The organism is Sphaerimonospora mesophila (genome assembly GCF_001417795.1).
In the GTDB taxonomy this organism is placed as follows: Bacteria; Actinomycetota; Actinomycetes; order Streptosporangiales; family Streptosporangiaceae; genus Sphaerimonospora; species Sphaerimonospora mesophila.
Map to the genome: position 1 here is coordinate 740385 of NZ_BCBX01000030.1, position 16708 is coordinate 757092.

At 71.8% G+C, this 16708-nt stretch carries 12 protein-coding genes; 4 read left to right on the plus strand and 8 right to left on the minus strand.

Annotated elements, in window-relative coordinates; translation table 11 throughout:
• Positions 1-9: 9 nt before the first annotated feature.
• Positions 10-375 carry a DUF3499 domain-containing protein gene (locus tag AP234_RS03615; RefSeq protein ID WP_055478030.1) on the minus strand — a complete coding sequence of 122 codons (366 nt, stop codon included), beginning with the start codon at positions 373-375 and terminating at the stop codon, positions 10-12.
• A 111-nt stretch (positions 376-486) separates the two neighbouring features.
• On the opposite strand from AP234_RS03615, the gene AP234_RS03620 reads away from it, so the two are divergent.
• Entirely contained in the window at positions 487-954 is a 468-nt protein-coding gene (locus AP234_RS03620; RefSeq protein WP_055478031.1) for a metallopeptidase family protein, read from the plus strand.
• 484 nt (positions 955-1438) lie between these two features.
• On the opposite strand, the gene AP234_RS03625 is transcribed toward AP234_RS03620, so the two are convergent.
• The 4 genes from AP234_RS03625 to AP234_RS03640 form a co-directional block, all read right to left on the minus strand.
• The gene (locus AP234_RS03625) at positions 1439-2962 is read right to left on the minus strand and encodes a DUF5719 family protein (RefSeq protein WP_055478032.1); all 1524 of its coding nucleotides are present in this window, start codon (positions 2960-2962) and stop codon (positions 1439-1441) included.
• Positions 2959-5928: a glycosyltransferase gene (locus AP234_RS03630; RefSeq protein WP_083501728.1), complete on the minus strand. Its 2970-nt coding sequence runs from the start codon at positions 5926-5928 to the stop codon at positions 2959-2961. Before AP234_RS03630 ends, AP234_RS03625 begins: the two co-directional genes overlap by 4 nt.
• Before the next feature lie 152 nt (positions 5929-6080).
• Positions 6081-6323 (minus strand): WhiB family transcriptional regulator, encoded by a 243-nt coding sequence (locus tag AP234_RS03635; RefSeq protein ID WP_200926223.1) that lies wholly within the window; start codon positions 6321-6323, stop codon positions 6081-6083.
• A gap of 207 nt (positions 6324-6530) precedes the next feature.
• On the minus strand, positions 6531-8768 hold the full coding sequence (locus AP234_RS03640; RefSeq protein ID WP_152990210.1) for a hypothetical protein: 2238 nt from the start codon (positions 8766-8768) through the stop codon (positions 6531-6533).
• Between the two features lie 166 nt (positions 8769-8934).
• Between AP234_RS03640 and cofD the strand changes: the two genes are divergently transcribed.
• The gene (gene cofD / locus AP234_RS03645; protein ID WP_055478035.1) at positions 8935-9891 is read left to right on the plus strand and encodes a 2-phospho-L-lactate transferase; all 957 of its coding nucleotides are present in this window, start codon (positions 8935-8937) and stop codon (positions 9889-9891) included.
• 124 nt (positions 9892-10015) lie between these two features.
• Positions 10016-11341, plus strand: a complete 1326-nt coding sequence (locus AP234_RS03650) for a coenzyme F420-0:L-glutamate ligase (RefSeq protein WP_055478036.1) — start codon at positions 10016-10018, stop codon at positions 11339-11341.
• A 148-nt stretch (positions 11342-11489) separates the two neighbouring features.
• On the opposite strand, the gene AP234_RS03655 is transcribed toward AP234_RS03650, so the two are convergent.
• Positions 11490-14081: a bifunctional FO biosynthesis protein CofGH gene (locus AP234_RS03655; protein WP_055478242.1), complete on the minus strand. Its 2592-nt coding sequence runs from the start codon at positions 14079-14081 to the stop codon at positions 11490-11492.
• Between the two features lie 207 nt (positions 14082-14288).
• On the opposite strand from AP234_RS03655, the gene AP234_RS37035 reads away from it, so the two are divergent.
• A complete protein-coding gene (locus AP234_RS37035) occupies positions 14289-14453 on the plus strand; it encodes a hypothetical protein (protein WP_160330372.1) in 165 nt (54 codons plus the stop codon).
• Between the two features lie 11 nt (positions 14454-14464).
• Here AP234_RS37035 and AP234_RS03665 read toward each other — a convergent pair whose 3' ends face one another.
• On the minus strand, positions 14465-15472 hold the full coding sequence (locus AP234_RS03665; protein WP_235557935.1) for a DNA-3-methyladenine glycosylase family protein: 1008 nt from the start codon (positions 15470-15472) through the stop codon (positions 14465-14467).
• A gap of 6 nt (positions 15473-15478) precedes the next feature.
• Positions 15479-16573: a sugar phosphate nucleotidyltransferase gene (locus AP234_RS03670; RefSeq protein WP_055478038.1), complete on the minus strand. Its 1095-nt coding sequence runs from the start codon at positions 16571-16573 to the stop codon at positions 15479-15481.
• Between the last annotated feature and the right edge of the window lie 135 nt (positions 16574-16708).

The window sequence follows — 16708 nt, forward strand, 5'->3', positions numbered from 1 at the left end:
GACCCGAGGTCACCGCTCCCGGTTCGGCTGTGCCGACTTCAGCACCCGCAGATGCCCCCGGCGGCCCACCTCGATCGCCTGCCCGACGGGCTCCCCCGCGGCCGGGGTGGGGCGGGCCGCCTCGCGTACCGCGTTGGCGAGCGCCTCCAGATCGTCACCGCTCGGCGACACGGCCTCCGACGGAAGCCGTACGACCTCCCATCCCCGCGGGGCGGTGAGCCGCTCCGCATGCTCCGCGCACAGGTCGTAACAGTGAGGCTCGACGTACGTCGCCAGCGGACCGAGGACGGCGGTGGAGTCGGCGTAGACATACGTGAGTGTGAAGACGGCAGGCTGCCTGCAGGCGGTACGGGAACAGCTGCGGACGGGGCTCACGGTGGGACCGTATCCGGTCCGCGTTCACATTGCCACCACCCCCGCACTCTTATCGAGCGTGTCGCCACAATCCATGCAAAAGATCCACCCCGCACGGCCTAAGCTGACTGCGTGAGCGAGCGGAGCGAGCCCAGGCCGGAGCCCGGGCGGCGGGTGCGGCGGCGCGACCGGCACGGCCGCGGCATGCGCGGGCCGATCGCCCCCTCGCACGTGCCCATCGCGAAGTCGCGCGGTGAACGCTTCGACGACCTCGTGCTCGACGCGGTGGACCGGCTCAGGCCCCGATGGGGCGCACAGCTCGCGTCGGTGGAGTTCGCCGTGGAGGAGGTCCCTCCGTCGAACGAACTGATCGACGGGCCGACCCGGCTCTCGTCCGACCCGATCCCGCTCGGACGGGCGGAGTCCCCCTCCGGGCAGGACCCGGCCGCGGTGATCGTCTACCGCCGTCCGCTCGAGGCCAGGGCCCGTGACCGCGACCAACTCGGCACGCTCGTCTTCGACGTCGTCGTCGAGCAGGTGGCCAGCCTCCTCGGCCTCACCCCGGAGACCATCGACCCCGGCTACGACGACCGTCACTGATCATTTCGCGGCGGGACTTCGACCCCGCCGCCGGCACTCGCCACGATTTCCCGGCCGTACGGTCCACGACGCGAAATCACGCATCGACCCACCACGCATCCCGCCCTTCTCTCAAAGAAACAAACAAAGAAAGAAACCAAAAGAAGACCCACGTGGTGATCTTGCAGTTGCTCGCAGGGATGGTCGATGACCTGCACCGATCCCTCTCGTGATCCTGCAGAAACTCCGCGACGACCACTCCCGTCGGCGGATTCGTCATTCGTGATCTTGCAGTGCAAGATCACGAATGATGTTCTCCCACTCAAGCGGGATCAGTGCGAGAAACTGCAAGATCACGACACGAGAATGTGCACGTCAGCGGGCTTGTCCGCGAGTATTCGCAAGATCACGGGGGAGGGTGGTTATTCGGGTGGGTGGCGGTGGAACGGTGTTAATTCGGAAAATAGCGGACTTTCGACTGGCGGGTTTCAGAGGAGAACGGGTTTCAGGGGAGAACGGCGCCCGGGGAATCGACCGTGGGCGGAACGAGCGCCCAGATCCGCGCGAGCGCGAGCGGCTGCGCGGTGATCAGCAGCCCCTCGCGCGTCGGCTCGTCGAGCACGCGACCGCCGTACACCGGGCCGGAGCCGGGCTGCGGCTGCACGACGACGGCGAAGGCCGAGCCGGTCTCCGCCGGTGGCCGGAGCTTGACCTCCCTGGTCCGGCCGGCCGGCACCGGAACGTCCATCGGCTCGGGCGCCGTCCCCTCCTTGGGCAGGATCCGGATCCGTACGGCTCCCGCGGCGAACGGGGCCGACAGCACGAGGCGCGAGGTCTGCTTGCGTGAGGTCCGGCCGTCGGCCACCACGCTGCCGAGATCGATCGGCTGCGCCCCGGCGATGAACGCGACATCCGGGGACGATCCGGTCCCGGTCATCACCATCCCGGCGACGATCGGCACATCCGAGGTCAACACCAGGGCGGCGGGCTGCCCGCCGACGCCGGTCGTCAGGTCCAGCGTCGCCGTGGACCCGGCCGGCACGTCGACGTCCTCTTTGTTCTTCAGGGCGTAGAAGCCGTCCTTGAGCACGGCCTTCACCTGGACGACCGTGTCCTCCTCACCGGGGGCGGCGACGTACAACTCGCGGCGGCCCGCCGTGCCGGGGATGCCGGGGACGACCACCGTGGTGGCCGGCGCGGCGGCGGCCGGCAGCCAGTCGACGCCCCTCCCGCCGAAGGAGACCTTGACGGCCGCGGCCACACGTCCGTTGCCCGTGCTCACGCGCAGCGCCATCACCAGGGGCGAGGGCGCGACGTCACGCAGGTCGATCACCTGACGCTCGCCCGGCTGGAGGATCACCCCGCTCCCCCGCTCGCTCAGCACCGGACCCTCACCCGAATAGATCATGAGGGACACATCGGCGGGCGCGGCGTCGGCGTTGGCGAGATAGAGCCGTACGTCCGCCCCGGCCGGGCCGGGACCGACGAACCAGGTCTCGGCGCCGGGCTCGACACAGCGGACACCCGCCAGCCCGCGCTGGGTTCCGGAGGTCTCACGGGCGGTCTGCGCGCTCTCCAGCCCGGGGGCCATCGAGCCGGTTGCCGCCACCATGACGGGCCCGCCGCCGGCGGGCATCTCTCGCTGCCACAGCACGCCCGGCCTGTCGATCACCGCCTCCGGCTTCCGGGATTCCCCGTCCTCGCCATCCTTATCCTTTTTGTCGCCCTTGCCCTTCTTGTCGGCTTTGCCGTCCCCACCCGCCCCGGGTGCGCGCACCTGCGTGAGCACGGCACTGCCGGCTCCCTCAGCACCGGCCCCCTCGGCGCCGGGCGGGGTCACCACGCTCATCCGGCTGCCGCCGGGGGCCGGGCACACCAGGGAGACCGCCTCCACCGGGGCCTTCACCGCCTGCGGCCGGGCCTGCGCCACCGGGGCGGGCCGACCGACATAGGCGGCGCCGTACAGCGCGGCCAGCGCGACCAGCACCAGGGCGAGCAGGCCGAAGCGGTTCTCGATCACGGCTTTCATGCGCCCACTCTGTTCGCCTTCGCCCTGTCCTCCGCCGCCCTGTCCTCCCCGGTCCCGGCGGCCTTGGCGCGACGGCCGGCCCTGCGCCGGCCCCCGGCGGGCTCCTCCTCCATCGGCACGTCGGCTTCGCCGTACTCCTCCTCCCTGGTCGTACGGCCCGGCGAAGCGAGAATGAGCACGAGCGCGAGCAGCGCCCCCTGGCCCCACAGCCAGGCCCGGCGCCTGCCGTCGTCACCGGCCGGGCGTGCGGGTACGGTGACCGGCTGAGCCATCCGCCACAGCCCGCCCACCGGCGACAGGCTCATCCGCACCAGGGCGGGCTCGGAGTCCAGCGCACGCCGCAGGGCCGGGTCGACGGGAGCGGGCACGGTGACGAACCGGACCCCGAAGGACGCGATCGTCTGGATGTAGGCGCCGCCGCGGCCGGAGGCGAGCCCGGCCACGGCGTCGGTGAGCCGCCGCCGCTCCTCGTCCGGCGGCTCCAGGTCGGCCTCGCCGAGCAACGGGGCCCTGCCGTGGAGGACCGTGTAGGCGACGCGCCCGTCCCTGTGCCGCAGCAGCAGCGTGCCCTCGCCGTCCGCGGATCCGAGGGCGGCCAGGGCGGGCATCGGATCGGGCACGGTGCGCCGCAGCGGCCCGTCGGCGCCGGACTTCACCCACAGCGACGCGGCCGCGATCGGGGTCGCGAAGGCGACGACCACGATGAGCAGCGCACCCAGACGGCGCAACCCGCCTGCCGCGCGGAACTCCTTGATCCGGTAGGCGGGGTGCGCGGCGGCCAGCAGCAGGCCGGTGGCGGCCAGCGCCATCGGCACGCCGGGCCAGACCGGGACTCCGTCGACCACGACGCGGCTGACGACGATGGCGATGAGCACGCCGAAGAGCACGACCCCCCAGCCGATCACCACGATCATCTGGTCGCGGCGCAGCAGCAGCGCGGCCAGGGCGACGGCGACCAGACCGGCGGTCACCCAGAACGGGGGCACGCCCGGGCCGCCCGGGCTCAGCATGAGCAGCGACTCGGCGGGCAGGCGGGGATCGGCCAGGGCGGGGTCGCGCAGGCCGACCTCCAGCAGGATGCGGCCCGGCTCCCGTACGAGCTCGGCCAGCCAGGGGAACAGCAGGAGGACGGGGGTGCCGAGACCGATCGCCAGCGACGTACGCATGCCCCGCCGGATGCCGCCGAAGGACACGGCGGCGAGCGCGCCCAGCACCGCGACCAGGATGTAGACGAGGGGGACGAAGGCCGTTCCGACCGCGAGGAGCAGGCCGAATCCCCAGGCCGCACGGCGAGATCCGGCGACCACCCGGGTGCCGAGCGCCGCGTACACCGGGAGCAGCACGAAGACGATCGCCGTACCGAGCCGCCCGCTCGCGATGGCGCCGGTCGCGACCGGCAGCAGCGCGTAGGTGGCCGCCAGCCAGACCCGGGCCGGGGTGTACGGAATCATCCTCTTGGTGGCGGCATACGCCGAAAGTCCGGCCAGCGGCACACAGCCCAGCAGGAGCACGCTGACCGCGAGCCAGGTCTTGCCGAAAGCGACAGTCGACAGCGCCGCGAGCACCGCGACGTACGGCGGGGCCCAGGAGGCGAAGCCCGGCCCGGCGGTGTGGTTCCCCTCCGCGTACAACCGCCACAGATCCGCCGCACCACCGACGACCGGCGTCAGGGCGCCGCCCCCGAGCAGTTCTCCGCCGCTCTGGTCGCCCACAAGAAGCGGCCACTCGGCCGCCAGCGTGACCGCGGTGAGCGCGAGGCAGAGCAGCACCCCGGGGTTGCTGAACACCCGCTGGAGCACGCCCGCGTCGGCGAGCAGCTCCTCCCCCTCCTCCTGCGCGGTCTCGCCTGCCCCGAGTCCCGCATGATGGCGGCCCGAGGAGTCGACGGGGCCCGCGCCGGCCAGGAAGCTCTGCAGCATGTCGGCCAGCCGCCGGAAGGCCGCCCCCGGCGGCGTGAGCAGGCGCCGGACCGCCGGGTACCCCTGCTTCCTGCCCTTCCTGCGGGCCTTGCGCGCCCGATACAGCCGCAGCGGATGGCGGAAGATCGAGCCGAGCGCGACCACCTCGTCCAGGGCGTTGGCGGGCTGCTTGGCCACCAGGAACAGCAGCGTCCGCACGAGCGACCCGCACACGTTGCGCACCACCGACAGCAGCAGCGCCCGCAGCGGCACGTTCGCCATGATGACGAACAGCGCGTTGCGCCGGTCGAGCCGGCGCGGGTGTTCGTCGCTGGTCGCGATGCGCCTGCGGCGCCGGGCGGACGCCTCCGCGTGCCAGGCGACGGCGTCGGTCACGTTGAGCACGCGATGGCCCGCCGTCCTGGCTCGCCAGCACAGGTCCAGATCGTCACGGAAGAGCGGGAGATCCGGGTCGAGCCCGGATAACTCCTCCCAGACGTCGCGGCGGATCAGCATGCCGGCCGTGGAGACCGACAGCACGTCCCGCACGCCGTGCGCGCCGTCGTGCTGACCCTGGTCGTACTCCCTCGGCTCCAGACCCGTGTCGCGCCGCCCCGACCTGCTGACCGTCACACCGATCTCCAGCAGCACCCGCCGGTCGAGCCAGTCGCGGAGCTTGGGCCCGAGGATGGCCGCCTTGGGGTCCCGGTCGGCGGCGGCGAGCAGCGCCTGGAGCGCGCCCGCGTCGGGCGCGCAGTCGTCGTGGAGCAGCCACAGCCACTCCCGCACCTGCCCCGGCTCGTGCCCCGCCCACGTCTGGACCGGCGCGGGCGGCAGACGCCGCAGCACGTCGTGTACGGCCTCGCCGAAGCCGGTCGACCTCGAAAGGGTCAGTACGCTGCCGCTGCCGAACGCCTCGACCAGAATCCGCCCGCTGCCGTCGCGGCTGCCGTTGTCGACGCCGACGACGCGGTCAAGGGGCCGGGTCTGGCGCAGCACCGCCGCCAGCGTCTCCTTGAGCCATCGGGCGCCGTCGTGAGCGACGACGATCGCGGTGACCGAGTGCACGTCGAATCCTTGGGGGGGTCATTTCGGCTGAGCGCCGACCACGATACGGCACCCCGGACCCGCCCGATCACATGCGTGGAAAACCGGCATCGAACCGGACCCGTTCGCCCGACGGAGACACCCGTCGTCCGGGGTCCGCCGAAACGGGCCGTTCAGCCCGCCTGACGCTTGAGCCTGCGGCGTTCACGCTCCGACAGCCCGCCCCAGATGCCGAACCGCTCATCATGCTCAAGTGCGTACTCCAGGCACTCGGCCCGCACCTCACACGAGCGGCACACCTTCTTGGCCTCCCGAGTGCTGCCACCCTTCTCGGGAAAGAACGCCTCCGGGTCGGTCTGCGCGCACAAGGCGCGTTCCTGCCACCCAAGATCTTCGCCATCGAGCGCCTGTGCCATGACCAGATCGGTCAATGCACACCTCCCTGTCGCTCGCCCGCCCACATGGAGCCCCCCATAAAACGCCTCCCCCTATACCCACCCGCGAGAAGGCGTAACAACATGTCTGTAATTACACGCACGTAGCGCGTGTGGCGTCAAGCGGCATAACGATACCCGGGGAAAGACCCGCTTGCCCCGGTTCATCCGTAGCGCTCTTCGGCCTAGTCAGCGATCGGAACCATACCAAGGGAGGTTGGGGTCGGTTCCACGGCCTGACTGATCGCTGCCGGAACCTTCCTCATACTTTGCCTGGGACCTGTCGGGGGCGTAGATCGCAGTGGGGTCGATGGGCTCCTCTCGCCTGCCCGGATTCATGACCTGGCCGGGGCCGCTCAGCTGATCTCCCTGATAGGCGGCCGGGTCGAACCGCACGGTCTGGTCTGCGGAGTCGCCGCCGGAGACCGGGTAGGCGGGGCGCTCGGACGACTGCGGGTGGCCGAGCGGGCTGTCGTAGAAGTCCTGATAGTCCTGCGGGCCGTTCAGCGGCCCGGTCGGTCCACTGGAGTAATCGGACGGCCTGGCCTGCTGCTGGTAGTTCTGCGCCTGCTGGTACGCCTGCGCGATCTGCTGCTCGCGCGGGTCGGTCGCGTTCTCGTACGTCGGCCCGTCGCCGAAGGACGACTCGAAGCCCGAGTCGAAGGACGGGGTGGCGGGTGGCTGCTCGGCCGCCTGGTGGGCGAACTGCGGGCCGGAGTAGCCGCCGAACGGCGAGCCGCCCTGCTGGCCGTACTGCGGGCTCTGATCGTAGGGCGCCGCCGGGGAGGGGGACGATCCGTACGCGGGGTCGGAATAGGCGCCCTGGCCGAAGCCCGCCTCGGCGCCGGACTGCTGGCCGGCATAGCCGTACTGGTCGAACACCGGGCCCTGCGGGGGCGAGGGATAGCCGCCGGAGGGCTGCCCCTGCTGCTGCGGGGCCTGATGCTGTGGGGAATGGTGCTGCGGGGAATGGTGCTGCCCGCCCTGCTGCTGCGGGGGCTGGTGCTGGGGCGAATGGTGCTGCCCGCCCTGCTGCTGCGGTGACTCGCCGGGTCCGCCCTGGTTCGGCGCGGCGGGGGGAGGCGTGGCGCCGTACTGGTCGGAATAGTCGGGATAGTGCGCCCCCGTCTGGAACGGCTGGTGCCCCTGCCCCGGGGCGGGCGCCGCGGGCAGGTGGTTGTGCTCCGCCGTCGACCACGACTGCTGCTGGTGCTGCGGCTGGGCGGGCTGGCCGTACGGCTCCGCCGGCCTGTCCTGGCCGGGTGCGCCGTTCTGCGGGTAAGCGGCGTTCTGAGCGTAGGGGTCTGCGTAGGGGTCCTGGGAGCGGTCCTGGCTGAAGGCCCCCTGACCGCGGTCCTGCCCCGCGTACGGAGTCCCGTACGGGTCGTGGGCGTACTGCTGCTGTTCGGACGCCGACGGGGGTGGCGGCAGCTGCGGGTATGAGGTGGCGGGCGCCGCCTGCCCCTGGTCCTGGCCCGGCCCCTGCTCCGGCTGACCGTGCCCGTGCCTGCCCGGGCCCTGCTGGCCGTGATCCTGCTGACCGTGGTCCTGTTGACCGTGACCCGGTTGGCCGTGGTCCTGTTGCCCATGACCCTGTTGACCATGGTCCTGCTGGTTGGGGGCCTGATGGTTGGGGCCCGGCCCGGACTGGCCGTACTGGCCCTGCTGTCCCTGGCCTGCGCCGGGCGCGTCGCCGTACTGCCCGGGCTGGCCGTACTGACCCGGGTGGCCGGGCGTCGGCGGGATGGCCCCGGGCGGCGCGGGGTGGCCCTGCTGCGCGGACTGCGCGGGCATGCCCTGGCCGTGGCCGGGTCCGTAGCCGCCCTCGTCGTGCCCGCCCTGCTGCCCGCCCTGGGGAAGGCCGCCCTGCTGCCCGCTCTGGGGGAGGCCGGGAGCGTAGGGCTGTCCCTGGGCGGCGTAGCCGTCGTTGTGCGGTGCGCCGTAGAAGCTCTGTCCCGGCCGGTCGTACGGCGCGGCCGAGGCGGCACCGGGCTGAAGGTCGGCGGCGGACCTGATCGCGAAGACGATGCCCAGCGCGGCAAACGCGATCATGGGAAGACCGCTGATCAGATACTCGAACGTGTCGCGGAAGGTCAAGCCGTCGCCGAACAGCACCCCGAACACGCCGACGAGGCTGAAGAGGACGCCCAGGCCGAGCGTCCCGGCCGAGCCGAGCGCGACCAGGCGGGCACGCGGGGTCGGCGCGCCGAACTTGGTCACGAGCAGCACCGCGCCCGCGGCGAGGCCGGTGAGCACCGGGGACACGAGGACCGACAGGGCGACGGCGGCCCGGATGCCGAAGGGCGAGGCGTACGCCCCCGAGCTGATCAGCATCCGTGCGATGCCGACGAGGGTGCTCGTGACCAGCACCGCGAGCATGATCAAAGCGGCCGGCTCGCGCAGCCGGCCGGTATCGGCCTTGAGCATGGGGACCCCCATCGGTCAAAACGACGCTCGGGGAAGTTTTGCACATGGCCGACATTGGTGTCGGCACTCACAAGAACCTCGTAAGCGGCGATGGCCTACCATTTACCTCCATCATCCCATGTCAGGGGTGGTCGTTCACCCGCGGCTCGATGGAAGACTGAGAGACATGCGAATCGTGTCCCTCGCCGGAGGAATCGGCGGCGCCCGCTTCCTTCGCGGCCTCAAGGCGGCGGCCCCCGACGCCGAGATCACCGTGATCGGCAACACCGGAGATGACATCACGCTCTTCGGCCTGCGCGTCTGCCCCGACCTCGACACCGTCATGTACACCCTGGGCGGCGGCATCAACGAGGAGCAGGGCTGGGGGCGCTCGGATGAGACCTTCGCCGTCAAGGAGGAGCTGGCCGCCTACGAGATGGAGCCCCAGTGGTTCGGCCTGGGCGACCGTGACCTCGCGACGCACATCGTGCGCACCCAGATGCTGGCGGCCGGCTATCCGCTCTCCCAGGTGACCGAGGCGCTGTGCGTGCGCTGGCGGCCGGGCGTGCGACTGCTGCCGATGTCCGACGACCGGACCGAGACCCACGTGGTCGTCTCCGACGACGGCGGCAGGCGCGCGATCCACTTCCAGGAGTGGTGGGTGCGGCTGCGGGCATCCGTGCCGGCCGAGCAGATCGCGCTCGTGGGCGCCGAGGCGGCGCGTCCGGCTCCCGGCGTCCTGGAGGTCATCCGAGACGCCGATTTCGTGATTTTTCCGCCTTCGAACCCGGTCGTCAGCATCGGTGCGATCCTCCAGATCCCCGGCATCCGGACGGCGCTGGAGGAGAAGACCGTCGTCGGCGTCTCCCCGATCATCGGCGGCGCGCCCGTCCGCGGCATGGCCGACGCCTGCCTGACCGCGATCGGCGTCCAGACCACCGCCCAGGCCGTCCTCGAGCTGTACGGCTCACGCCTGATCGACGGGTGGCTCGTGGCCGAGCAGGACAAGGGCGTCCACCTCGACGGGGTGACCGTCGAGGCCCGGCCGCTGCTCATGGACTCCCCCGAGGCCACCAGAGACCTCGCCGCGGCCGCCCTCGGCCTCGCCACCCTCCTCACCACCACCCCCCGCCCCCTCGCGTGATCTTGCAGTTTCTCGCAGTCGACCATCCCCACCAGGGACGACACCGTCCGTGATCTTGCAGTTTCTCGCAGCCGACCACCCTCACCAGGGACGACACCGTCCGTGATCTTGCATTGAGGAAACCGTGACCACCATCGCCATCACCGGCGTGCCCGGACTGCCCGAAGTACGGCCCGGCGACGACATCGCCGACCTCGTCGCGCGAGCCGTACCCGACCTGACCGACGGCCTGGCCGACGGCGACATCCTCGTCGTGACCTCCAAAATCGTCAGCAAGGCCGAGGGCCGGATCCGCCGGACCGGTACAACACAGAGCCGTACGGAACAGGGCGACGGCCGTGCCTCCGCCATCGAAGAGGAGACGGCCCGGGTGGTCGCCCGTCGCGGCGACACCGTGATCGCACAGACGCGGCACGGTTTCGTCATGGCGGCGGCCGGGGTCGACGCCTCCAACACCTCCCCCGGCACGGTCCTGCTGCTGCCCGTGGACCCGGACGAGTCCGCCCGCCGGATCCGCCGGGGGCTGCACGAGCGTCTCGGGATCAGGGTCGGCGTGATCGTCTCCGACACGTTCGGCCGCCCGTGGCGGAACGGCCTGACCGACGTGGCGATCGGCGCGGCGGGGGTCCGGCCGCTCGACGACTTCCGCGGGAGGTCCGACGCCTACGGCAACGAGCTGTCGGCGACCGTCACCGCGCTCGTCGACGAGCTGGCGGCCGCCGCCGAGCTGGTCAAGGGCAAGCTCTCCGGCGTGCCGGTGGCCGTCGTACGCGGCCTGCCCGGCCTGGTCACGGCCGACGACGGCCCCGGCGCCCGCGCGCTGGTGCGGCCCGCCGACATGGACATGTTCCGGTACGGCTCGGCCGACGTGGTGCACGCCCGCCGCACGATCCGCGAGTTCACCGCCGAGGCCGTCGACCCGGAGGCCGTACGCCGGGCGGTGGCGGCGGCCGTGACCGCCCCGGCCCCGCACCACACCACGCCGTGGCGGTTCGTCCTCCTGGAGACCGCGGAGTCGCGAACGACACTGCTCGACGCGATGCGGGACGCCTGGATCGAGGACCTGCGGGCGGACGGCTTCTCCGAGGAGTCGATCGCCCGCCGGATCAGGCGGGGCGACGTGCTGCGGAACGCGCCCTACCTGGCGGTCCCCTGCCTGGTGATGGACGGCTCGCACACCTATCGCGACGAGCGCAGGAACGCGGCCGAGCGGGAGATGTTCGTGGTCGCCACGGGAGCGGGGGTGGAGAACTTCCTCGTCCAGCTCGCCGTCGAGGGACTGGGCTCCGCCTGGGTGTCGTCCACGATGTTCTGCCGCGACGTGGTGCGCAAGGTGCTCGGCCTGCCGGACGACTGGGACCCGATGGGCGCCGTGGCGATCGGCCACGCCGCCGCGCCGCCACGGGACCGGCCGCGCCGCGACCCCGCCGACTTCATCGTGACCCGCTGAGGCCGCACGGGCTCGCGGCGAGTCCGGGCCGGGACAGGATTTCGGACAAACTCCCCAGCGAACCGGGCCCGCCGGAATCGACCTTGACGTTAACGCTGTTCGGAGGCCGTTTTCGCAGCGATGACGTCAAGGTCGATAAGGCCCACCCTCATCCGTCGATCAGACGCAGTGGGGTGCGCACGCTGCGGCACACCCCGTCGCTGCGCTCGGCCGCGGCCAGACGCTCGGGGTCCGGCGTGCCGTACGACGTGGTCCGCTGGCGCAGTGGCCGGCCGGTCGGCGCGACCATGGCGGCGATGTCGCCGATGGTCTTGTAGGACCCGTTCTCCGACCCGGCCATCCGGCTGATCGTCTCCTCCATCAGCGTGCCGCCGATGTCGTTGACCCCGCCCGCGAGCACGGCACGGCACAGCTCGTCCTGGAGCTTCACCCACGAGCACTGGATGTTCGCGATCGCGCCGTGCAGCATGATCCGGGCGAGCGCGTGCACGGCCCGGTTCTCACGGGGCGTCGGGCCCGGCCGGGCGATCCCGGCGAGATAGATGGGCGCGCTGTGGTGGACGAACGGCAGCAGCACGAACTCACTGAAGCCGCCCGTCTCCTCCTGGATCGTCCTGATCAGCCGGATGTGCCGCACCCAGTGCTCGTGCGTGTCCACGTGGCCGTACATCATCGTCGAGGTCGTCGGGATGCCCAGGCGGTGCGCCGTGGTGATCACCTCGATCCACTCGGCGGCGGGGAGCTTGCCCTTGGTGAGCACCCAGCGGACGTCGTCGTCGAGGATCTCGGCGGCCGTCCCCGGCAGCGAGTCGAGCCCGGCCTCCCTGGCGGCCCGCAGCCAGTCCTCGATCGACATGTTCGTCCGGCTCGCGCCGTTGATGACCTCCATCGGGGAGAACGCGTGGACGTGCATGTCCGGGCAGCGCTCCTTGACCGCCCGCGCGATGTCGAAGTAGGCGGTGCCCGGCAGATCCGGATGGATGCCGCCCTGCATGCACACCTCGGTGGCCCCGGCCTCCCACGCCTCCTGCGCCCGGTCGGCCACCTCCGACAGCGACAGCGTGTAGGCGTCGGCGTCGGTCCGCCGCTGCGCGAACGCGCAGAACCGGCAGCCGGTGTAGCAGACGTTGGTGAAGTTGATGTTCCGGTTCACGATGTAGGTGACGTCGTCGCCCACCGCCTCCCGGCGCAGCCGGTCGGCGATCCGGCACAGCTCGTCCAGCCCCGCGTCGTCGGCCCCCGCGCCGGTCTGGTCGCCCGCGAGCCCCAGCAGCGCCACCGCCTGCTCGTCGGTCAGCCGCGCCGGGTCGCTCTCCGCGCGCCGCAGCGCCTCCCGCACCACGCCGTCGACCACGGCACCGGCCGTGCCGGTACGGCTCCCGCCCGGAAGGCGGTCGCGCAGTGCGGCCCAGTCGCCGTACACGCTGTCGAAGTCGTCCCGCCGGTCGGCCGTACGCCCCTCGGCGTCGATGGCGACGTGCAGGTCGGCCCGGCCGCTAGTGCGCATCCCGGTGGCGAACCCGCCGTCCGGCTCCTGCCAGGGCCGGCCGACCGGCTTCGCGCCCTCCCTGGCGAGGCCGGTGCTCGGGTCGGCCAGCGCGGCCACGTGATCGCGCAGCCGGGGGTCCAGCCAGGGCTCCCCGGCCAGCACGTACTCCGGATAGATCGTCAGCCGCTCCCGCAGCTCGAACCCGGCCCGCGCCGTACGGTCCGCCAGCTCGTCGATCTGCGGCCACGGCCGCTCGGGGTTGACGTGGTCGGGCGTGAGCGGGGAGACGCCGCCCCAGTCGTCGATGCCCGCGCGGACCATCAGGGCGTACTCGTCGCCGATCAGGTTGGGCGGGGCCTGGACCCGCGCCCTCGGCCCGAGCACGAGCCGCGTCACCGCGATCGTCGCGGCCAGCTCGTGCAGGTCGGCGTCGGGCATGCCGCGCATCGCGGTGTCGGGCTTGGCGCGGAAGTTCTGGACGATGACCTCCTGGACGCCGCCGTACTCCCTGGCCACGCGGCGGATCGCGAAGATCGAATCGGCCCGCTCCCCGATGGTCTCGCCGATGCCGATCAGGATGCCGGTCGTGAACGGCACGCTGGACCGTCCGGCGTCCTCCAGCACGCGCAGCCGTACGGCCGGGTCCTTGTCGGGAGAGCCGTAGTGCGCCTGGCCCTTCTCGCTGAACAGCCGCTCCGACGTGGTCTCCAGCATCATGCCCATCGACGGCGCGACCGGCTTGAGCCGCTGCAGGTCGCGCCAGGTCATCACGCCGGGGTTGAGATGCGGCAGCAGCCCGGTCTCCTCCAGGACGCGGATCGCCATCGCGCGCACGTAGGACAGCGTGTCGTCGTAGCCGTGCGCGTCCAGCCACTCCCGCGCCTGGTGCCAGCGGTCCTCCGGCCGGTCACCGAGCGTGAACAGGGCCTCCTTGCAGCCCATCTCCGCCCCCTGCCGGGCGATCTCCAGCACCTCGTCGGGGGAGAGGAACGCGCTGGGCAGTTTGTGCGGGGCCGTCGCGAACGTGCAGTAGCCGCAGCGGTCGCGGCAGAGCCGGGTCAGGGGGATGAAGACCTTGCGGCTATAGGTGATCACGCCAGGCCGTCCGGCCGCGACGAGTCCCGCGTCCCTGACCCGCGAGGCGTGTTCGAGAAGGGTTTCCAAGTCGTCCCCGCGCGCCTGCAGCAGGACCGCGGCTTCGGCCGTGTCGAGCGTCTTGCCGTCCCGCGCCCGCGCGAGCGCCCGCCGCATCGCGGCCTCTGTGGGGATCACAACTTCGTTACGCACACGATGAACAGTACGAAACTTCGACGGGCCCGGCTGGGGCGGGTCCATCCGAGATCCACCATATTTCAGCAGAGCTTAATGAAAGCGGCAAGAAAATTTCACTGGACGTGAACAGTCGCGGCTGAGCACACTCGAATGGTCACCCTCCGCACGCGTTTCACGGGAGATCCGATGTCCTGGGCCATGCTCGTCTTCATCGCCGCCGTCGCCCTGCTCGCCCCGTTCTTCGGCGCCGACACCCGCGACGGCCTCGACTGGAAACCGACGGACCCCGATGACCCGGCGCCCCGAAGCGCTCCGAACACGGAGACCTCGCACCCGGGCTCTCCGCCGTGATCCTGCGAATGTCAGAACGAGCGGTAGTCGCGGGCGGACATTCGGGGACCGCGAGCGGGCGGGCGGACGCCGCTGAGCTCGATGAGCCTGATCACCCGGTGGCGGTGCCCCCGGAACGGCTCCAGCAGGGCGAGCATGCCGGCGTCGTCGGTCTTCCGGCCGGTCAGCGCCCAGCCGAGGATGCTCGGCAGATGGTAGTCGCCGACGCTGGGCGCGTCGCAGTCCCCGTGGGCACGCTGGCGCACCTCGGCCGACGTCCACACTCCGATGCCCGGCAGCGCCCGCAGCAGGCGGTCCGCCTCGGCCGAGCCCGCCTCGCCACACGTGGATTCCAGCTTCTCGGCGTGGCGTGCCGCGTTGACGACGGTCCTGGCCCGTACGGCCTCCGCCCCGGCCCGATGCCAGTCCCACGAGGGGATCTGCCGCCACACCTCGGGTGGCGGGATCACCGCCATCCCCTCGGGGGCCGGTCCCGGCGCGGCCTCGCCGTACCGGCGGACGAGCCACCGCCAGGCCCGCCAGGCCTCCCTGCCGACGACCTTCTGCTCCAGCACGGCCGGCACCAGCGCCTCGAAGACCCGTGCGGATCGCCCGATGCGCAACCCGGGATGACGGGCGGCGGCTCGGGCGACGACCATCGCACGCCGTGCCTGCTCGGTCTCGCCGAGACGGGCCCGCCGGGCGAGGTCGGTCAGCAGACCGGCGAACCCGGACACGTCGTCGTCCGCGCCGAGAAGCCCCGGCAGCGTCTCCAGCGCCCACTCCGCTCCGGGGCCCCAGGCCCGGGCGCGGACCTCTCCGACTCCGTCCACCGTGGTGATCCGCAGCGTGGCGGGGCCGTCGGGGGTCCGGGTCGTACGCCAGACGGCGCCGTCCGGAGTGCGCCGCCAGGTGGGATCGGAGCCCCCGTGCCGGTGGGGCGCCAGCGTGAGCGCCACGTCGACCGGCGCGTCCGGCCGCCACCCGCGTTCGGACGACCGTGGCGGGGCGGACGCCGGCACGGAAAAGAGATCGGACACGAATGATCACATATCGCTGGAGAACCTGATTGACGTGTCCGATATTACGGACCTGGGCCAGATCCGGACGCCGCCGCGGAGTTCGTTGCCCGCCTCGACTACTGCCTCGTCACCCACGATCGCGTCCTCGACCACGACACCCGGGCCGATCCTGGCGCCACGCCCCACCACGGATCGCGACACCTTCGCCTCCTCGGCGATCTCGGCGCCGTCCATCACCACGCTCCCGTCGACCACCGCACCGGACGCGACGAGCACGCCGCCCCCGATCGTCGAGCCGCCCGCGACCTGGGCGTCCGGGGCGATGACCGCCCCCTCGCCGATGAGCGCGGGCACTCCCTGGACGGGCAGCGCGGGAGACCGCACCCGGCCGAGGGTGAGGTCGCAGCAGCACTGGACGAAAGCGGCCGGGGTCCCCACGTCGAGCCAGTAGGCCGGGTCCACGTGCCCGATGATCGGCACGGACTCGGCCAGGAACTTCGGGAACAGCTCGTATTCCACCGAGACCGGACGGCCGGCCGGGATCTCGTCGATGACGCCGCGGCGGAATATGTAGCAGCCCGCGTTGACCTGGTCGGTGATCGGAGTCGGCGACTTCTCGATGAACGCCTTGACCCGGCCGTCGGCCTCGGTCAGCACAGAGCCGTACCTGCGCGGGTCCTCCACCGTGGTGAGATGCAGCGTCACGACGGCGTCGGCCTTCTCGTGCGCCGCGATCTGGGCCGTCATGTCGTGGCCCGAGATGATGTCCCCGTTGAGGATGAAGACCGGGTCGTCCGGCCCCGAACGCAGCGCCGCCGACGCGTTGCGTATCGCGCCTCCGGTGCCGAGCGGCACGTCCTCGGTCACGTACGTTATCTCCAGCCCGAGTCGGTCGCCGTCGCCGAAACTTTCAGCGAACATCTCCGCGCGATAGGCCGTGGCGAACACCACGTGCCGCACCCCGGCGGCGGCTGCGCGCGCGAGCTGATGCTCCAGCAGCGGCACCCCGGCGGTGGGCAGGAGAGGTTTGGGAATCGACATCGTCAACGGGCGCAGGCGCGTTCCCTGACCACCGACGAGGAGGATCGCCTCAAGCGATCGCGAACTGGAGTCACCCATAGCCCGGCAGACTAGTGCCTCGGCCGCCAAGGTTTGTCCGAACGGCGCGGTGTCCAGGGTGGTGCATCGCAAGGCGGAGGAGGAGTCCATAGCGGAGCTATGGGCGACGATCCCGGGCCCCGCGGAAATTCCGAG